The sequence below is a fragment of the Methylobacter sp. Wu1 genome (assembly GCF_036553575.1).
Lineage (GTDB): Bacteria > Pseudomonadota > Gammaproteobacteria > Methylococcales > Methylomonadaceae > Methylobacter.
The window spans coordinates 1-20081 of the sequence record NZ_JAZHOC010000032.1; the positions used below are offsets into that span (position 1 = coordinate 1).

The 20081-nt window shown below is 51.7% G+C and carries 14 protein-coding genes; 2 read left to right on the forward strand and 12 right to left on the reverse strand.

Annotation, left to right across the window (positions count from 1 at the left end; genetic code table 11):
* Positions 1 to 206 precede the first annotated feature (206 nt).
* From V2P20_RS03240 to V2P20_RS03260, 5 genes are all read right to left on the reverse strand, one after another.
* A complete protein-coding gene (locus tag V2P20_RS03240; RefSeq protein WP_331816072.1) occupies positions 207 to 1730 on the reverse strand; it encodes a cbb3-type cytochrome c oxidase subunit I in 1524 nt (507 codons plus the stop codon).
* Positions 1727 to 2326, reverse strand: a complete 600-nt coding sequence (locus tag V2P20_RS03245) for a cytochrome c (protein ID WP_331816074.1) — start codon at positions 2324 to 2326, stop codon at positions 1727 to 1729. Before V2P20_RS03245 ends, V2P20_RS03240 begins: the two co-directional genes overlap by 4 nt.
* Positions 2326 to 2655, reverse strand: coding sequence for a hypothetical protein (locus V2P20_RS03250; RefSeq protein ID WP_331816076.1), 330 nt, complete (start codon positions 2653 to 2655; stop codon positions 2326 to 2328). Before V2P20_RS03250 ends, V2P20_RS03245 begins: the two co-directional genes overlap by 1 nt.
* Positions 2656 to 2866: 211 nt before the next feature.
* A complete protein-coding gene (locus V2P20_RS03255; RefSeq protein ID WP_331816078.1) occupies positions 2867 to 3847 on the reverse strand; it encodes a 2Fe-2S iron-sulfur cluster-binding protein in 981 nt (326 codons plus the stop codon).
* Between the two features lie 24 nt (positions 3848 to 3871).
* Entirely contained in the window at positions 3872 to 4264 is a 393-nt protein-coding gene (locus tag V2P20_RS03260; protein ID WP_331816080.1) for a group 1 truncated hemoglobin, read from the reverse strand.
* Between the two features lie 220 nt (positions 4265 to 4484).
* On the opposite strand from V2P20_RS03260, the gene V2P20_RS03265 reads away from it, so the two are divergent.
* A complete protein-coding gene (locus V2P20_RS03265; RefSeq protein ID WP_331816082.1) occupies positions 4485 to 5111 on the forward strand; it encodes an HTH domain-containing protein in 627 nt (208 codons plus the stop codon).
* A 70-nt stretch (positions 5112 to 5181) separates the two neighbouring features.
* Here V2P20_RS03265 and gstA read toward each other — a convergent pair whose 3' ends face one another.
* Positions 5182 to 5793, reverse strand: a complete 612-nt coding sequence (gene gstA / locus V2P20_RS03270; protein ID WP_194970777.1) for a glutathione transferase GstA — start codon at positions 5791 to 5793, stop codon at positions 5182 to 5184.
* 169 nt (positions 5794 to 5962) lie between these two features.
* Here gstA and V2P20_RS03275 point away from each other — a divergent pair, with 169 nt between their 5' ends.
* Complete coding sequence (locus V2P20_RS03275; protein WP_331816085.1) at positions 5963 to 6466, forward strand: CDP-archaeol synthase; 504 nt, start codon at positions 5963 to 5965, stop codon at positions 6464 to 6466.
* A gap of 242 nt (positions 6467 to 6708) precedes the next feature.
* On the opposite strand, the gene V2P20_RS03280 is transcribed toward V2P20_RS03275, so the two are convergent.
* From V2P20_RS03280 to V2P20_RS03305, 6 genes are all read right to left on the reverse strand, one after another.
* Complete coding sequence (locus V2P20_RS03280; RefSeq protein WP_331816087.1) at positions 6709 to 7683, reverse strand: SCO family protein; 975 nt, start codon at positions 7681 to 7683, stop codon at positions 6709 to 6711.
* A gap of 103 nt (positions 7684 to 7786) precedes the next feature.
* On the reverse strand, positions 7787 to 10678 hold the full coding sequence (locus V2P20_RS03285) for a putative Ig domain-containing protein (protein WP_331816089.1): 2892 nt from the start codon (positions 10676 to 10678) through the stop codon (positions 7787 to 7789).
* Positions 10679 to 11127: 449 nt separating this feature from the next.
* Positions 11128 to 11988, reverse strand: a complete 861-nt coding sequence (locus V2P20_RS03290; protein ID WP_331816091.1) for a hypothetical protein — start codon at positions 11986 to 11988, stop codon at positions 11128 to 11130.
* Between the two features lie 167 nt (positions 11989 to 12155).
* Positions 12156 to 17498, reverse strand: coding sequence for a peroxidase family protein (locus tag V2P20_RS03295; protein ID WP_331816093.1), 5343 nt, complete (start codon positions 17496 to 17498; stop codon positions 12156 to 12158).
* A gap of 684 nt (positions 17499 to 18182) precedes the next feature.
* Positions 18183 to 18920, reverse strand: coding sequence for a DUF434 domain-containing protein (locus V2P20_RS03300; protein ID WP_331816095.1), 738 nt, complete (start codon positions 18918 to 18920; stop codon positions 18183 to 18185).
* 24 nt (positions 18921 to 18944) lie between these two features.
* Positions 18945 to 20063, reverse strand: a complete 1119-nt coding sequence (locus tag V2P20_RS03305) for a hypothetical protein (protein ID WP_331816097.1) — start codon at positions 20061 to 20063, stop codon at positions 18945 to 18947.
* Between the last annotated feature and the right edge of the window lie 18 nt (positions 20064 to 20081).

Genomic DNA, 20081 nt, shown 5'->3' on the forward strand with positions numbered 1-20081 from the left:
TTGGCGTTGTCTAATAGTTGAGGTAAGGTAATCATCCGTCCTATATGGCGATACTGAACCTCAAATTCAAGGAGTCAACAATGCTTGGGTATCTCCCCGGAATCCAATAAGAGCCATTAAAATTAGCTGCCGAGCCATTACCAAGAACATGGAACGACCTGGTAGACAGTCAATGGGCTCGGCCAGCCGATTCGATAAACAGCGAACTAATGGATAACAATTTTTTCGGCTTTACGCTCTTCGCTCTTGCCAATTGTCAGTAAATCCCATACCAACAACCCCAACCCGACCGTTGTTACCCAACCAAAAATCATACGCCACTTCATGGCCCACTGAAACGAGGGCTGGTTCTGCGCGGCAAAATAGCCGGCCCAGGTCGAGCCTTCCACGGCCCGCTCGATAAACGACTGCTCGTAACCGGCGATCAGCAGCGCGACAGTCATGCCTACCACGCCGGCATTCAGCAAGCCCAAGGCCCATTTCCAGCGCCACGCATTAGGCGTGCCCGCTGCCATCCAGACACCGCCGCGCCAGTGCTGAATCGCCAGATAAAAGAAGGCGATGTTGATCGTGGCGTAAGCGCCGAAGAACGACAGATGACCATGCGATGCAGACCACTGCGTACCATGCGTATATAAGTTGATTTGCGGCAAAGTATGCATAAAACCCCAGACGCCGGCGCCGAAAAAATTACCGAAGGCATGGGCGATGACCCAGGCCAACGCCGGATGATTGACGGTTTTGAATGCGTGCACGCCTGAGTCGTAAATGGCATGCACCACCATCGCGACCAGTGGAATCGGCTCCAACGCTGAGAAGAAACCGCCTACCGACAGCCAGTATTCAGGCATGCCGATCCAGAAGTAATGATGCCCTAACCCCAAAATGCCGGAACCGAACATCAATGTGACTTCGATATACAGCCAGGTCTGCACGATCTTGCGCCTGGCGCCCAGCAGTTTCATCAGCGACCAGGCCATGATCACGCCAACCAGCACTTCCCAGGTCGCCTCAACCCATAAATGAATCACCCACCACCACCAGTACTGGTCATGCGTGATGTTGGTCATGTAAAACATGCCGGCCAGGTAAAGCCCGACCAGCGCAATCAGGTCCAGCGTTAAAACCCCGGCGATGCCGGACCATTTGCCCTTGCTGAAAGTCGCCACTACGTTGTAGGAGAAGACCAGCATCACCGCTGTAATGCCGAGATCAGCCCAGCGCGGCGCTTCGATATACTCGCGGCCCTCGTTAATGAACCAGAGACTGGAATCCTTGCCCGGCCCGATCTGAATAAACAGATAAACCAGCACCACCAGCGTGACCGCGCCAGTCAGCACCCAGAAGGCGATATTGGCCCACTTCAAGCCGACAATATCGGTGCCGCTTTCGTCTTCGATCAGCCAATAGATGGAGCCGATAAAACCATACAGCATCCAGACGATCATGGCGTTGATATGCACCATGCGATTGACATTGAAATCCAGAATGCCATACAGAAAGCCCGGATAGATAAACTGTAAAGCTGACAGCAATCCGAATAAAATTTGGGCGACAAATAAAATAATCGCCACACAGAAATATTTAACAGCCAATTGTTGTCCGGCAGTCAGATTATTAATGTCCAGACTTACCCAGGCTTTGAAATCTTTTAGTAAATTGCGCGCCTTATCCAATACCGAAGCCGGCTTAGGAAGAATATCGTCTAGTTTGGTTGTGCTCATGATCATTCCCCCTCTGCTTCAATGGTTTTAAAGTTATACGGAAAGCCATTGGTATCGATGCTGGACATCCACTTTAAAAATGCGACAAGGCCTTTCGCTTCCTGCTCGGTGATGCCCAGATTGGGCATTTTGCGATTGCTGCCGAAGGTACGGGCATTGTTCTCGGGGTCCATCAGAAACTTAACCATCAAATCCTCGCGCAAGTCTTTCGAAAGCCAACCCTGATCCAGCCAGGCTTTTGTCAAGTCAGGTGCAAAATAAGCGCCATTGCCCAGAATGGTGTGGCAATTCATGCAGTTTCTGGTCTGCGCGGTTTTTTTGCCGAGATCGACCAGTTCCGCAGCTTCCTGTTCAGTCAATTGCTTGCCGAATAAAAACTCATCTTCACCGATAACCGGCACTGATTTATTGAGTTCCTTATTGAACTGATAGTCAATTTTTTTATTGATGACGGCGTAAGCCGGCACCCGCTTGCCGCCTGCCGCCGTCTGGCTCAACGAGTCCATCGTTAATATGATCAAAATCACAAACGATACGCCAGTAACCCAGATGGCCGTTTTCTTCCAAAATGATTCCGAAGCCCATAGCGGTGTTTCGTTCATTACTCGTCCTCCCGTACTTTTTGACAATCATCATGATACCCATGCGTTTTAACGCACAAATGCCAGATGCCGATCGGTGCAAAGAAATAGCCGATCACCATCGCTACGGAGATAATCAACCAATGTCCTTGGAATTGCGCAGCCCGGGTCAGTTCAAGCACTGACACAACCAGCACCGTATAGGACGCTAACGCGGCAATTTTGATGCCCGCATGCGCATTGATTCTGGACCACGCGAACAACAACGCATAAGAGGCCCCGGCCAGAATGATCAGTGCCGAGGAAAAGAATGTGATAAAGAAGTCTTTTAAAGCAACAGGTTCAATCATAGCCGATTAAAGCGAGATCAATGATTAATAAACCCCACCGGACTAGATACTGGTGGAGGTAACGTCGCACGCAACGCCTACTGGTTGGTTAGGCAGGCGCCCTTTTATATCTTGCCTGAAGGCGACTAAAGTCGCCCCACAGGTGGGTTAAAACAGCTTTTCCTTTTTTAGAAAGCCTGCGCCGTAGAATCGGCTCTCATTGAAGGCCAGTTTAATCAAGTGATGTGGAAGCGACGTGAAACGCATCCGCATAAATATCCTGCAAATTCGCGCCATTAAGATAAGCCTGTCTTTTAGTCTGGTTAACCATTTCAGGATGGCCGCACAGATAAACGCGCCAGCCCTTCAGATTAGGTAATTGGCTTAAAGCGACTTCATTAGCGCGACCTATGGCCACGCCCTTAGGAGAATCGCCGCGCGATACGCAAGGCGTATAATGAAAGTTTGGATATTGCTGTTCCAACTCCAGCATTTCTTCAATCCAGTAAAGTCCATCCATCTCGCGGCTGCCGTGAAATAAATAAATATCTCCGGTATGCCCCTGTTGCAGCGCCTCGGCTATAATACCGGCTAACGGAGCAAGTCCGCTACCCGTGCCGATCAGCAGCATGTTTTGTTCGGGCTTGTTTGGCAGATAATAGCAAAGCCCCTGCGGGTCCGAGACCGCAATCTTGTCGCCGACCAGCAGTTCCTGATGAACCCACTCGCTGAAACGTCCGCCCGCCAGTCGGCGGATATGAAATGTCAATTTTTTGTCATGCGCGCGGCTGTTTGCGATTGAGTAGCTGCGCGTCAGGCCGTCGGCTCTTTTGAGATTGACAAATTGGCCTGCATGATAATCCAGCGGATCCTTGCATTCGACTGCCAATAACAGTGTTTCTTGGTTCAGCGGTTTTTTATCGATCACCATGCCTTCGGTAAAAAACGCCGGCTGTTGGCTTAGGGTAATGGCCATGTCTTGTTCCGGATAGCATAAACAGGCCAGAAAATGCTTCTGCTTGCGCAGCACATCTTTCAGACCGCTCTGCGAAGCTGCAGGCGGTTCAACGTCCAGGCTGCGCGCCATGCAACTCTGGCAGGCGCCTTGCCGGCAACTGTTCGGAATATCGATATTATCGCGTAGTAAGGCATCAAGAACGGTTTCACCTTCGTAACAAATACTGACTTGATCGCCTAACGATATTTTTTTCATGGTCACTACCCAAGCTGTCTTTAATTATTTACCTAGAACGTCATTGCGCGTGCTTTCCGCAATAGCGGCAACTTGCGCGATTAATTCCTGTGGAACATTCAGTTCCTGTAAAGTTCCACTTAGATGTTCCATAACAGCGTCAAAATGGGAGTTATCCAGCCCCATCTTGACCAATTTAGCATGAGCATTGCGCATATCGGTGCCGTTATAATTGTTGGGTCCGCCAAAAGCCATTGTCAAAAAAGCTTTTTGCTTTGCGGCCTGTTGTTCCATATCAGTATTGTCAAAAAAACGGTTGATTCGATGATCGCTCAAAACCTTGCGATAAAAAATATCGACCGCCGCATTAACTGCCGCTTCGCCACCAAGTTGTTCATAAAGTGTAGGGGTTGGAGTAGCTGTAGCTGTTTCACTCATCTCTTGGTACCTTTAAAAATTATTATTAAAAACTTAGGAGCATTGGTGCTCGAAAATTAGTTTAGTATCGATACAGAACTTTTGCAATATTTATATGACAAAAGGCGCCTGTATACACTACAATTTTACAAGCCTTATCGATTTTTTCCCTAATTTTATTGTGGTTTTTCATTTCATTTTATTGTCTTAAATACTAACGAAATGGCAACAAGAAATTTATATGACTGACGGAACGAGCTCTCGACAAGATCAGATATTGAAGCTGCTGCTGAACTCAAGGCAAGGCATGAGCCTTGACGAAATCGCCGCTGCATTGAATATCTCAAGAAATGCCGTTAAACAGCATATCGTCGGCCTTGAAACCAGCGATCTCATCAAAAAAGGCGCGTTCAAGATCACCGGTGGGCGGCCGTCACGCAATTATGTGCTGACTGAAAAAGGCATCAACCGGTTTCCCAAACAATATGCCTGGTTCTGTAACTTAATACTGTCGGAACTCAAAGCTGAGATGGGTGAAGACGCTTTCAGACGCTACATGGCGAGGCTCGGCGCTAAATTCGCCCAAACGCTTATGCCGCAATTCAACGGCAAAGAGCCTGCCGAGCGAATCACCGCACTTATCGAGATAATGCAGACGTTAGGCTATCATGCGATAGAAGACCAGAACAATTCCCCCTCTACCATACAAGCCTTCAATTGCGTTTACCACGATCTGGCTCAGCAATATCCGGAATTGTGCGAATTTGATCGCGCATTGATATCTGCCCTGCTGGACCGTCCGATTGAACAAACCAAGTGCATGACATGTAACGATTGCTCCTGCCAGTTTCTTATCAAATATAAGTGACCGGTTTAAGCAGGCCGGAAGAGATGCCTGAATCCTCCTTACCGCCCATACAGATCCGCTTTATCTCTTGTTAGTCGACATTAAGCCCTTCTTCCTGCAGCGCTCTTTTTACCGCAGGCCTATCGGCGATTCTTTTTTTATATTGCACCAGCGAGGGCCAGCGTGAAATGTCGATCGACATCAGTTTTGCCCATCGCAGCACGACAAATAAATATGCATCTGCGATTGTGAAATCATTGCCCATGAGGTAGGGCTGCGCAGAGACATTGTCCGCGACCCATTTAAACCGGGATGACAGCGTTTCCCGAAACAGATTTTTTGCCTGATCAGGCATATTGGCATTGAAGAGCGGTGAAAAAGTCTTGTGCAGTTCAGTGGAAATAAAATTCAGCCATTGTTGCAGATTGTAACGTTCGAATGTACCGGCGGCGGGCGCCAGTTTTTTAGCGGGCACCCTATCGGCAAGATATTGAATAATGGCTGGCCCTTCAGTCAGTTTGTTGCCATCGTCCAGTACCAGAACCGGCACATAGCCATTAGGACTGACGCTGCGAAAATCTTCGCCGGTTTCTGTCAGTTTTTCCTGCAAGTCAACTTTAATGAGCTCAAACGGCAGGTCAGCCTCGCATAAGACAATATGAGGCGAGAGCGAACAGGCGCCGGGACTGTAATAGAGTTTCATCGTCGATCTCCTGAGAAAATTAACCAAAGAATCTATCTGAACGTGGCATCGGTTTGGCTTTCAATGCCGAGTTTCACAGAATCCAAAACTTTAAAATTGGATACTTTCTTCCTGAGACTTGTTCAAAAAAAACTGGTCAAATTTATGACTTACAATTCGGGAATTGTTTATGACTTACACTGCGCTATGTCTGAACTGCATCAGCCAAACCGTTTTGTTGCTGCTGGCCGCCAATGGCGCGCCGGTTTTAGCCCGCCATTGGCTGAAAGACCGGTTCAGCCTGCCGGTGGATATGGGGTTAAAACTAGGCGATGGCCGCGCTCTGTTTGGCAGCAGCAAAACCTGGCGCGGCATTATTGCTTCGATCAATCTCACTTCTCTTGTAGCGATGGTGTTGGGAATGTCTGCGCTTGAAGGTGCTGTGTTCAGCCTGGCAGCCATGTCGGGCGATCTGTTGGCCAGCTTTATAAAGCGCCGGCAGGGCCATGCCGAAAGCAGCCGCGTCCGCTGCATCGATACGATCCCTGAATCAATCATGCCTGCGCTGGTGCTGCATGAGCAATTGGGCCTGAGTGTTACAGATATTTTAGCCGTTGCCTTTACTTTTTTTCTGCTCGACGTTTTTCTATCGCCTGTTCTGTATCGGCTTCATATTAAAAACCGTCCTTATTGATTTATCGCGCAAAGCCGGTTTTACTTGGCTGTTTTTACATGAAAAAAGCAGAAAGAGCTTAATGGCAAGGCGGTTTCGCGAAAGCAAAAACCGCCTTTTATGAGTGTAATTAGATTTCGTCGATCCTCTATCGTAACTTAGCCGATGGAGAACTGCCGATTAATCTGGTTCAAGACATCAGGGCTACTTGTGATCAAGGAGTAATTTGCAGGCAGGAAAGACAGCACCGTTATTGAATTAGGTCAATGTCCAGCACCGCCTTCGCCATTGGTCGTCATGACGTCTTCGGCATGCCCAGCCGAACCGGCCATATAAGCAATGAGCGCTTCCACATCGGCATCGCTCAGTTTCAGATTCGGCATAGGAACCTCGTTATACTTATCAAACAATTGCATCGCGACGGAGTCTTTTTCTGCCAGCATCTGATCTGGTTCTTTTAACCAGCGTGCAAGCCAGGCGTGTTCCCGCTTCTCGGTTACGCCTGACAATCCCGGCCCCAATCCGCCTTCAGCGCCCAGGCTATGACAGGAGTCGCAACGCGAACGATAGAGATCTTCGCCCCGGCTAAGTTCTGGCAAGCGCGGCGCCTTGTCATAACGCATCGCCCCTGGGTTCGTTCTATACGCATGTTGTTGCAGCGAATAGCCGAGCAACCTAACCAGAGTCTTAGGCTCATCGAAAGGCGACCGCTTGATCCACTTTCCGGTGGCTTCATTTCCGACAATGAGGCTAATGGAGTGGTTACTGGTTACCTGCTCTGACTCATCTTTGTTATAAAGCCCCAACTTCTTGCGCAAAAGCGTGATATCTGCCTTGCTTCCGGTCAAGAATGTCCAGCCCGGCCCTACCCTGAATCTTTGCGAATATTCCTTAAGCACCGCCGGCGTATCGTGTTCAGGATCTATACTGATGGAATAGAAGAAAACGTCGCGGCCTGCGCGATCTCCCAGTTCCTTTTGGACCTGGCGCATACTGGCTGTCTCTGCCGGGCAGGAATCCGAGCAATGCGTAAAAATGAAATTGATCGCTACCACCTTATCCTTGATGAGATCGTCATAAAAGCGAACTGTTTTTCCATCCTGCGTCACCAGAGAAATATTGGGAAAGTAGCCCGCTCCCCAGCGGGAACCGGCAGAGACGGCCCAAGCCGGGCCGCCTCCAAGTATCAGTACGATGGAGACTAACAGAGAGATAATAATCATATTCTTATCTTTCATGCTATGCCTTATGGTTGTTATTACATTTAGTCAGTCCTCCATCGCAACCTCGCCGATGGAGAACTGCCGATTGGTTTGATTCAAAACATCAAAAACCGGGCAATCATCTTCTGGGTAAATTGACCGTAATCGTAAAGTTTTGGGTAGCCGACAATCCGCCCTGGTCTGTTACCCGCACTGATACAGATTGAGAACCTCGTTGCAAGACTCTCCAGGTAATCTGGCCTGTTGAAGGATTAATGCTCATGCCCGCAGGGCCAGAGGCCAAGGAGAACGTCAGTATATCGCCCGGCGCATCTGTCGCCGTAACCTTGTAACTATAAGTTTGGCCGAGGCTCGCTGTCGTCGCGGGCGTTGAGGTAATCACCGGCGCGGTGTTTGCAACGGGAGCAGGCTTGACTGTCACGTTAAAGCTTGCGGTGGTCGATTGTTGACCGTCTGATACCTGCACGGTTACCGAATGAGATCCTTCCTGCTCATTTGCCGGCGTCCAGGCGATCACCCCTGTCGCATTGTTAATGCTCATGCCGGCCGGTGCGGCCGTCAATGAGAAAGTAAGAGCGTCACCTTCGGCATCGCTCGCCTGCACTTGCAAGCTGAATGCCTGTCCTACGGTTGCGGTTTGATTTGCAATCCCGTTGATCGTCGGCACAGTATTTGTGCCGACGGTATTAGAGCCGCTTCCGGTATTTGTACTGATACCGGTTTTAAAAGTCGGCACGTCAGTGGTGTTGGTAGGTTCATATTCAACGCCCTCCCATCCTATAACAGGCGTAGGCAAGGCTAAGGTCTGGCCCGGATGCTGGATATCCCACCGCAACAGCATGGCCTTATCCTCGTGTTGGGTGTTGTGGCAGTGCTCCATGTAAGTGCCTGCGAATTCCCGGAAGCGAATGGCCACATCCACAGTATCGGAACTATCCGGCGCATCACCTATGCGGTAAACGTCCTTACGCGCCCACTTTTCCCATACGGGTGGAGGATTGCCGTCCCGTTTGAGAATCTGCCCCTCCTCGAAATGAATGTGGACCGGATGGCTCCAGCTACCGCCTCCGTTCTTGATGTGCCAGATCTCGGCAGTATCCTTGTCCGGGGCCGCCGATAAACGATGAGGGTCCATGGTGAAACCCTTACCGCCATCGGTCTTGACGGTCCAGGGCTTGTCATCGGTGCCACTGCTGCGCCCGAACTCGAATTCCCTGTGAATCGCGTTCTGGAGTTCCGTCGTCGTAAACGTCGGCAACGGGATCATTTTCTTTTTGCCTTCGACGTAATCAGCCGGATTCATGCTGAGGTCACTCTGACCCGTTGGCATGCTTTTCACCCGGAATTCAAGGAACTTGCCAACGCCCGGGTCGCCATTGATGCCATCGGCTTTGTACCGTCCACTCAGGACATCGCCGAGCGGTATTGCTTGTCTCGGGCCTCTGCCGCCTTCATGCTCCAGCAGGTTGACGAAGTAGAGCTTGTCGCCTTCCTTGAAGTTTTTGAAGTCAATAACGATGTCGTAACGCTCGGCAATACCTTGTACAGGCAGATCGGCTGACTGGGCATTGGGGAACGGCACCGCATGTTCCATGAGGTTGCCATCGTTGGCGATCATGTGAAACGGCACGCGTTGGCCTTGCGCGTTCACCAGGGCGATCTTGAAATACCGCGATACGCTGCCGTTCAGGATGCGGAATCGGTAACGGCGCGCGCGCACTTCGATATACGGCTTCCACTGCCAGTTGACGGTGATCTGATCGCCGACAAAGCCGTCCGTGTTGAAGATATTAAAATAAAGTTGGCCGTTTTTGTCCCAGGCCTTGTCAGCGACCATCAGATTGACGTCATAGTCGCGGTTTCCCCAATCGAGGGCCTTGCCGCTGGGCAAGCAAAGATTTACGTTTTTCGGATTGGCGTAGTGGCATCCATAGCCGGGCTTTGCCGTGCTGCCTATGGCTTCCGTCACGCTGGCGGGCTCTCGGCCGCGATCAACAGCACTGTAATAGTTCATCATGGCGGCATTGCCTTTATAAACATTCGGTGCCGTGAAGTCGAGCATGTGGTCATGGAACCAATGGGTGCTCATCGTTTCCCGCCAATCGCCGGGAATTTTAGTAATGCCGCCATTGCCGTCCGGCGTACCGGCTGCCGGATCGCTGGCAAAGGGATTGATACTGTCGTGCCCGGCAAGAATCATGGGCCAATGATAGTCATAGAATTCGCCAGGATAGAAATAAGCGGCAGTATAGCCATCGCTCTCAGCCGGGTTGTGGCCGTTATGCTCGTGCGTACTGATAGTCTGGTTGCCAAAACCGAAGTTTGCCACGGTATCCAGCGGCAGTGCGTTGTAATGGCGGAACAGAACAGGTTGGCCATAGCGCGCCATAAGAAGTTTTGGCGGAAAGGTTCCGTCGAAGGTCCAAAGCGCTTTCGGATTCTGGACAGGCATTTTCGGATGAATTCTGACTTCGATTCCTTTCGTGGTTCCGTTAAGATGATAAAGTCCTCCGCTGCCGAATTCCCCTTTGCTGTACCCATGCAACTGATACTGATCGCGCAGTCCCTGGTTCGTGCGTGCCCCGGTCTGCGCGCTCTGGAAGTAAACCTTTGGAAAGAACTCATCCCATCGCTGATGGGCAAAGAACTCTCCTGATGGCCGCCCTTCCAGAACGGTCTGATTGAACGTGCCAACGCAATCCTTGACCTTATCCTCCCAGGCATTAGGCAGCAAATCATTCGCCTCCATAGTGGGAAGCGGATGAAGAGGTTCTTTCAGGAAGTCATCGAGTTCCTTGCCGTCCGGCATACTTTGGCAGTCTGAAGTTGCAGGCAGAGAACTGGTGCTTGAAGGTTGGCCGATCGGCATCGACTGCAGGCCGAACTCCTCAAACATCAGTAGTGGCGCACTGAATGCCGTGGCGCCAAACAATGGGCTTGGCGATGCAATCCCATCCGCCACGCCCGTCGGAATATCGAAATCTTTTGCATAAGCTGCCCCGGCCGTCATACTGAGAAGACAAACCAATTTTGTAGCTCTATCGAAATACAGCTTCAAATTACTGGCATTATCTTTTTCATTAATAACGTAATGATGGTTAATAACTTTCCTGGACATGACACATGAATAACGAGTCAAAATCTTCTCGCGTTTATTGAAGTTCACTGCACTGATAATCTTCTTACACACAATAACCTCCGTTTAGTTCTTATAGTTGTACTGGAAAGTTAGCTTAAATAAGCGCTTGCCAAGTCCCCTCATTGATCACGCTGCCGGCGATGGATTAGCGTCCGCATTCGGACCGATATCATTTTTTAAATGTAACAAGCCACCTCGTTACAGGAGCCAGTGTTAAAACTTTCAGATCGATGAAAATCCGTAAGAATGTCATGATCGGTGTCCTCTTCCAATCCTTGTCGATTAACCGCTTGAGTTAAGCCCCATGTTATTTTTTGCTGTTAATGTAGAGCCGATCCTAATTTGTACCTCTGCGAAAACTCCTTGCGCGCTTCGTCGCCCAGCATCTTATAAGCATCTTTTATGCTGTCTTGAGCGCTCAGCAGCAAAAGATCCTTCCCTTTAATCAACTTTTCTTTTTCATCATTTGTCGGGGCGCTGGCAATTGCGTCAATTTTCTCTTGAGCAGATGCCAGATCCTGTTTTGCAGAGGCAATCTTTTTGCCATAGGCTGAAAGCAATTCCTCATGAGCCTGGGCATTTTTTCCCGAGGCTTTAAGGGCGTCTATGCGTTTTTGAATTCCCAGAGAAGCTGCATCAGCATCCGATACAAGCTGGTTTTCCTTTGCTGCAATAAACTGCTTTTCTGCACGCGCAACCGTGTGTCTGCTCTTTATCCATTCAGCCTTTATTTTATCGGCGACGTTTTTGATATCCTGCTTTGTTGCGCTCTTATTAATCTCTGACTTGAAGGCATCAAACGCGATAATTTCGGCATCAAGCTCAGATGTCAGGGTTTTTCTTTCTGAATCGCTCAGAGTCGTCATGTTGCCTACCCTGGTTCTGAAAGGGCCAAGTTGCTTCAGGCGATTATTGACTTGAGTTAAAAGATAATTTTTCCCTCTGCCAACCATGGCCTCCACATTGCCGAGACCGCCTTTTTCTTCAGCGAAAGACTTTCCTACCGTGAAGCTGTCTTTTTTTGCGGTTTGTTGACCTTCCGCAGCCGGTTTTCCTTCCTGTCCTGCCAGTGTCTTTGCAATCTGCATGCTTTTGTCGAGGACACTGTCTACGGATGAGGATGCAAAGATTGCTGAAACAAAAATAGTGATTACAAGTAATGCTGTTGCGAAATATTTCATAAAAATGCCTTAAATTTCTAAATCAAGATCGAATATCGTCGATACTTTTTGAGCTGACGGTGTTCTGTTTCGCCTTTTTTTCAGGATGGTGGCTGTGGGAGCGGCTTTGGAGCCGTCCCACAGTCATCCGTGCAGCGAACTACGATTTTAATAGTGCGTTTTCTGAGTTATTGCCCCCTGCCCGTTAAGGTGCCGGTTGGGTTATTGCTGGCGTTACTCACTATTGATAACGTTCCTGTAAACAGCTGGGCGGCAGTCGGCCTGAAGGTGGCGATAAGCGTGCAGGAACTGCCCGGAAGAACGCGTGAGGCACAGGTGTTCAGACTGCTGATCCCGAACGGTGCAGTCGCGCTCGCAGAGGTGATGGAGAGCGGGGCAGTGCCCGTGTTTCTCACCAGAACAGGCGCATTGACAGTAGTACCCACCGGTACAGCCAGACCAGCAAAGAATCTCGTGTCGGCGATAGTGGCAGTCGTTGGCGGGATTATGCCGGTGCCGCTTGCCGTAACGCTGGAGGGTGACCCCGCCGCATTGTGCGCGATATTGATAGTGACTGTCTTGCTACCGACCGTAGTAGGCCTGAACCGCACGCTGATAGGGCAGGAATTGCCCGCTGCCACAGTCGTACAACCATTGGTTAACAAAAACTGTGTCGTATTACCCGTCATTGAAACATTGGATACGATGAGATTTTGCCCCCCGGTGTTGGAGACCGTGATGGTTTGAGCTGCCGAGGTAGTCCCGGTGGCTTGGTTCGGGAAAGTCAGCGAAGTAGACGATAGTGCGGCGATAGGACCGGCCGGAAGACCTGTGCCACTCACCGTGATGCTGGAGGGTGATCCCGCCGCGTTATGGGCAATGGAGACAGTAGCTGTCTTATTGCCGGCCGCAGTGGGCGCGAACTGCACATCGACTGTACAGGAATTGTTGGGCGTGACAGTCGCACAGTTGTTGTTAGTCAACAAGAACTGTGACGCATCGGCGCCCGCCAATGCGACTCCCGATACGATGAGGTTGGAAAGCCCCGTGTTGGTGACCGTGATGGTCTGAGCCGCCGATGTAGTACCGGCAACCTGATCCGGGAAGCCCAACACCGGTGAAGCAGGCGACACTTCGGCTACCGGAGCGGTTAGTTCCGCTATGGAGATTGGAGCGGCGCGGACATCACAGGTGTTTTTAAGGGCGCCGGGAACATCGCAGAAGCTGAGCTGCTCGATATTCCACAGAATATCGGTGCCGTCATTGACGCCGCCTCCACCGCCGCCAGCGGCAGTATTATCACGTACACTCACGCTGCCATCGGCATTAGCGGTGACAGTGTAATTGACTGCCGGCCCTGAGAATAACGCCGTGTCGCAGTTGAGCGGTGTTGCAGCGCCGCAGTCAGGTGCGGGAACGGCGGGAGTCAGGATCTCACGAACAGCCACGATCTGGCCTGGATCGACAAGACCGGCGAATACCGCTTGTTGCAAGGTCATATTGGTAGTGCCGGAGCCAAAGCTTCCTGTAACGGCCTTATTCTCCATGAGGTCGGTGCTGCCGATCTCGGCACCCGTGCCGTCCGGGTTAGCACGAATGCTGAGCCGGACGTTCAGGTAACGGTCACCATCGAGGATGTCATTGGCGCCGCGTCCCTCGAGCTGGTCACTGCCCTCTCCGCCAAGGAGGATATTGCCCTCACCCCAGACAAAGTCACCGGTTAACAGACAAAAGTTGGTTACGGAATTGGCAATGACCGAAGCCAATGGCGTAGCCGTGCCCGCAGCCAGCGGTGGAACCAGAGCATCTAAGCCGGCAATGCGATCCAGACCGGCCTGGTCTAACGCATCACAGCCAATGAAGCCGCCACCGCCAACCTGGCTAGGGATAATGTCATCGCCACGCAGGGTATCGTTAAACTTCCAGCCGGACAGCGCTTCAACTTCATTGTACCGGTCGCGAGTTTCGTTTACGGGCGGCGTATTGAGAATCAGCAGAGCCAAATCAGCATTTTGAGGCTGCGGATCCCCCACACCAATAACCCAGTCATAGCCAGCGGCTCCGGCATTCTTCTCGACACCGGGACCAGCCACGCCAATGTCGTCACCGCCTTCCATGTCATAGTCGTCGTCGCCGCCCTGACCGATCAGAATGTCATGCCCGGGCAGGTTGTGGTCATCGAAAAACAGAGTGGAACTGTCGCCGATCAGGAGGTCAGGCTGGTCGCCGCCCTCTTCCCAGTCGTCGCCGCTGTCGCCGAAGACGGCATCGGTACCCTGTCCAGCAATAGAGAAGTCATCGCCTGGGCCGGCAAAGGTTTCATTGATATTGCCGCCGCCGTTGGTGAAGTCCTTGCCATCGCCGCTCATAATGATGTCGTCGCCTATGCCGCCGTCGATGGCATCATTGCCTGGGCCGCCTTTGAGGATGTCAGCGCCGCCGAAGTCAGTGATGATGTCATTGCCTTCGCCGCCGAGAACAACGTCGTCTCCGCCGCCGCCTTCGATTCTGTCATTGCCAAGGCCGCCCCAGAAAGTGTCGTTGTCGTTGCCGCCGTAGAAGTCATCGGCAAAATCAGTGCCGTTGTAAACACTTTGGCCGTTGATACCCGCCGGATCGACACTGTTGACTGAGCGGTATCGTATCGTGCCGTCAGGTTCTCGCAGCAACAGCAGGTTTTCGTTACATTCCGAGGCCGGATCATCGTTGACCGAGCCTGGGCCGGTAATAGCACTGCCCGCAGCCGCAGGGAAAGTAAGGTTGCCACGCTCAAACTTGCAGTCGGCTGTCGCGAACGGATCAGCCTTCAGGGTGTGCGCTGGGGTATTGCGCATTATCATCTCAGCGAATGAATTGCCCTCGAGCTGCGTCCTCAGATTCATGCCCGGCGTGCGAGCCAGATAGTAGAAGCGGTCGCCGTTCTGGAGATCGGTAAGTTGCTTCTCGAACACATAGTTGAAAGTAGGACCCAGCAGGCCGCCAAACAGGTTAGTGTTCTCGGCAAGACCGCCCACCCAGAGGTCGATGTCATCAACCCCGGTTTTAGATACGCCATTCGCATCATTTGCCCAGCCCCCCGTGCTGAACATGAAGTCGGCACTGTCATCGGGAGGAAAGATATTGTCGGCGCTTTCATCTACAGGCGTATTAGGGTCGTCAACCAGGATGCCGTCCGGTCCTGGCAAGACTGTGCCGTTGACGATCCGGTCAGCGGCGGTACGTTTACCGTCTAAAGTCGTTGCAGCAACAATGGCTGGATGTCTGCCATAAGCTGCAACAAAGTTGAGTAACGACGCATGGTGCTTAAGCACCTGGTCGAAGTCAATCCAGTTTGCATAAGGCGCCAACTGACCATCGTTTGTTGTCGCGAAAATTTGCTTGCGAACGTTGTTCAGAGAAGGAATACCCTCACTACGGGCACGCGCCATGTTAATGCTGGGCAGATCGAGAGGCAGCCCCAGCAGGTGGCTACGCATCGTTTCAGAGACGAATTCGTCTATCTCGTTACCGGTCTGATCCGATAAGCCCATGAGAATGGCGCCGGCCGCATCCCTGGAGTTGAGCCTGACGCCGTTGCCGCCGTCATTGTAGACTGCCGGGTTAAGGAATCCGTCGAACAGTGGTATGTCATTGTGCAACGGCGCTCCAAGCGCCACAGATTCAGACGAATTTAAGCGCGGGATCGTATCGGTCAGCATCGAGTGGCCAAAACGGTAGACCGCATGGGCAAACTCAGCCGTGATTGCCGGATTGAGGTCCGTCTGGTTGAAAGCAAAAGGTTCGAAAGGGTTGATGGCCGGCTGGACCTTGCGCGCAAACTCCTCGAACACCAAATGCTGATATTCCATCTCAGTGACGAAACGGGCGGCCTGGAACAGACGCTCTTCATAGGTAAAGGTCTTGTCTGGTCCCGGGGTGAGATTGACGTTCTTGAAATCCGCCAACAGCTCGGCGTTCTCGGGCCGGGTCAGCACGCCATCAGTCGGGTTGCTGTAATAGTCGACCAAGCGATTGTGTTCGGAGTGGAAGACCTGATGGACCGCGGTCAGCGCAATGTTCTCGTTGCAGCGTCCATCGCCGCAGATGAAGTGCAGATCAAGCAGTTCATCATCGTACTCGCCGGTCGCGACCGGATCGAGGCTGCCGCCCGCCGTGTCATCGGCATCAGGTGTCTTGGGAGCAGTGACAGTTCCCGGATCCGCACTGTGCGCAATATCATTCAGGAATGCCGTTTTGATACGTTCCACATTAGACGGCGCGGCAACCGGAGCGCTCAGGTTGCCCTCGACGAGGCCGGTAGCCGTCACATACTGAGGAAGACCGTTCGGGCCGGGCAGGAAGTTGCCGTACTGATCGGCCGCTATCATTGGGATGTCGCTGACGTCCGCATTGACAAGCTGAAGGCCAAGCTTAGTTGCCACCTGCTCCTTAATCATCGCCCAAGTGGGCAAACCGCCATCGGCTTGCTCGAAGAACCTGCCGGTCGCAACTGGCTTGCCCTCAGCATTGAAAACATACTCGCGGGTGAAGACCTGGTGCGACGAATGTGAAGTGTAGGTCTGGCTTTGATCTACGAACGGGGTGTCAGTGTTCGGGGCATTACGAAAGCCGTCAGGACCTTGTATGATAGTGCCGCGGGTCATGACCATGAATCGCTGTTGAGCCGGAAGGTCATCACCGTTACCGAAAATGTGGTCCGGCCCGGCGACCAGTGGATCGTCCTCCTTCAACGGAACGAAAACCTGTCCATTGCCGCCATTGGTGATCTTATCGAGACCATGGTCGAAAAATTGGCCGAAGATTGTAAACAACGAGTTGAATGGCGGCGAAAGACCGACATCAGTGGTAACGTTCGGGATGAACAGGGTTTGATGCGCTGGCACACATCCTGCAGGAAGCCCGTCGGTGCCACCTGGCGTTGTCGGCTCCGTCGTGCATGGGAAAACCCCTTCATTGCCCTGGGTTCTAATGGGGAAACCAGCCACATTGACGGCAGCCGGATTGGTTGAAGTTTGGTCAACGATCAGGTTGCTGATCACACGGGGCGAGGAGTCGAAAACAGAACCGCTGGTCTGGTTGTAGTTTGTGTTACTCCCGGCTCCTGGGAAACCTTGCGGGATCTTATCCGCAGGCTTATTAAAATTGGGCGTGGTCAGGCGCGGGAACGGCTGGTCTGCGGCGCCGAATTTCTCTTGGCCGGCTTGTAGGTTGTTGCAAGTCCCGTCTACCGTTCGGAGTCCGAGGGAAAGGAGCGGGCTGCCGATCTGGTTAGGGCCGTTGCCGAGAAGCGCTCCGCAGGGACCTGTTGCCGGTGTGGTATTCGCTGCGTGATATTCAGAGATCTTAATCTGTTGAAGGATATAGGCCAGATCGGACGCGGTGACAGTGAAGCCGGAACCGACCTGTGCGGGATCTACCGCGGCAAACGACGGCGCTACGCCGATATTCGGCATGACCATGAGCAATGACATCAATGCGGCTAAAGGTTTCTTGCCTTTTGGAGCAAGTCTGTGTCGAGTTCTAATTAACATTTTTCATTCCCCATATTGATGGATGGACTTGCCATCTGGAGGAATCCTTTGGCGTAAGACCAGGCCTTCGGAGGGGTTCCACATATGTTCTCGCTGGCCAGAAGCCGCCTGGCAACAGCATCACAATTACGCTAAATACAGATGTCATAACTACATACTCCTTAACCAAGATTATTTCAGGTTCAATCACCCTTCTGCTTTAGCTGAAGGATGTTTTATTCTTGACTACGGCAGTAGGTTATATTTAGCGTCAATCCCATACACTACAGTCAACACTGTATTTCAATGTAAGGAAATCCTGTATTTATGAGCTAGGGTATGAGCAAGGATGTAATCCGGACGAGATATCTTTATGGATGCGCCGGTTTTGTAGTTTCGTGAAAAGCAGGCGCAACATGGAGAGTTGCTTGATGAGATTATCAGCTGATGTTGCGCATAGACCATTTTTATCCTGTCTGCCGCACTTTTCATTCAACTCGCAGCACATCGTTGCCTGAATAGTGATGCGCGCGCATGTAGTGCGAGTTTACTTGTGCCCCTTATGGGTATTCGCACTACAGAGACCGGTACACGGGCGCTTGCCCGGGTCGAACCTTCTTTAAGGGACACAAGTGAATTCGATCCTAATAGTTGCTTCAACTTTGTTAAACCCATCGCAATTCGGCTGATGCGTAACATCAATTATCAGACCGGGCAATCGGTATTGGAAAAGTCAATAATCCAAGCTCCAGGAAAAAAATTCGCCACGATGTAATCAGTTAGATTTACCCATTGACTGACTTCGTCCAAAACAGCTGAATCGGAGGTAATTGCAATTTGACCGGAACGGATGATGAATTGATCAGGATTGTCCATTAAAGCAGCCTGCCAGTTCTGGCCCTGAGCTTCAGCGATTTCGCGCACCATGACCGCCAAGCGGCCGCTATTGGAAACAGGTCTGTCGAAAACCCATAGGATGTTTTCCGGCCCGAAAAACTCAAGCGACTGACCGATAAGCACTATGGCATTGCCGGTTTCATGGACCTGCCGGTAAGTGCCGTGGATGCTGGCTATATCGCGGATGCAGCCATCCCGGCAACGCAGCGCTACGCCGCCGGCCATGATTGTTTCGATTGTAATGACCAGATTGAGCCCATCGATAACCAGTTGCCGCTCTTTGATGGCCTCAATCGGCAGGCATTTCGCTGCTCTCATCGCCCTGCTTTCATCCGAGCAGGCTGCTCTGGAAATAGCCAGGCGTTGGCGTTTAGGCAACTGGTAATGGTCGCCTACCAGCTTGATGGCGGAATGCCGGGCATAGCCGCGATTGAGTAGCCAGTCAAGGTCATAGGCGGCCTTGCGCAAGTGCAGCAAATTCTCATCGTTGAATAACTCTTTATCGCCGAGGTGCGCGCTTCGGTGCCTTTGTCCATGCGTATTCATATTTTGCTGCCCGGCCTATTGAAATTATATGCCCGGCCTTGACTCCATGTGCTCCTGCCTGCCGGCGATCAGCATGCGCGCCAGTCTGCGCAAACCTTCCGAGGAAATCTCCAGGCCGAAAGGCGCGCCGAGATTCTCAAGCTCATACATGACGTCGGTCGCGGCTATGAATGTCAGATATTGCATGCCTTGTATGCCGGGCACTTCCTTGGCGACGGTTTTCAGGACAGGCGCCAGACGCTCCCAAGTGTCGGTAAAGAATACGCGGACAGGATCGGCGCCGTTCGCGCTCTGCCCTTTCAAGCCGGCCTGGAAGGCGGCTCGCGAATCCAGCAGAATTTGCATCAAGGTTTCACGCACCTCCTGCGACTGGGTGTCATCGGATGCCTTTTTGACGGCCGATGACAAAAACTCATCCCATTGCTGCCAGGTGGCCGCCCATTGCTGTTGCTCCGCTTCGCTGAAGGCCGGCGCCGGGCCTTGCTTGAACGCGGCCATTTGAGCCGGCGCATCGAAGGCGAGATTGACGTTAATGCCGTTATCTTGCGCCTGAACGTTGTTGAATCTCAGCGTATTCACTATCTCCTGAAATTGAGTGGCGTTCTCTCTTGGCAAAAACTTGGCCAAAGTTTGCTGAATATCGACGCGGGATTCATTCAGATCCACTTTCACGGCAGCAAGCCTGGGTTCGACGACGCGGGTAATCAGATCCTGCAATTTATCGATAGTCAACTGACGGCCTTGACTATCGTAAGCGTTGGCGCGCGTCACAGGAAAGGTCACGACAGACTGTTCGGCATTCAAGGTCGGCTGCTGAAAAGTCTCCAATACGCCCGCCCAGTCCAGCATGGGTACGCATTGACCGCCAAACCCGGTCCCGAACCGGGCCTGGACTTCATTTAACAGCCGGACCTGACCGTTTTGTCCGCTGACCTGTGGATTGGAAAACTTTAAATAACTGCATCCCTGCTTGTCGTTCCAGAGTTGGGCAGTATGGCCAGCGCCTTTGTAGAGCTGTGTAACCAGCGCTTTCTCAATCATACTGTAATCAATCTGCAGCGGAACGGTGATTTGATTCGCCCAGCCGCTGTTTGAAAAAAGCGCAGAGAGGCTGAGCATCGTTATTGGAAAATATTTTTTCATGCGTTTTCTCCGGAAAAT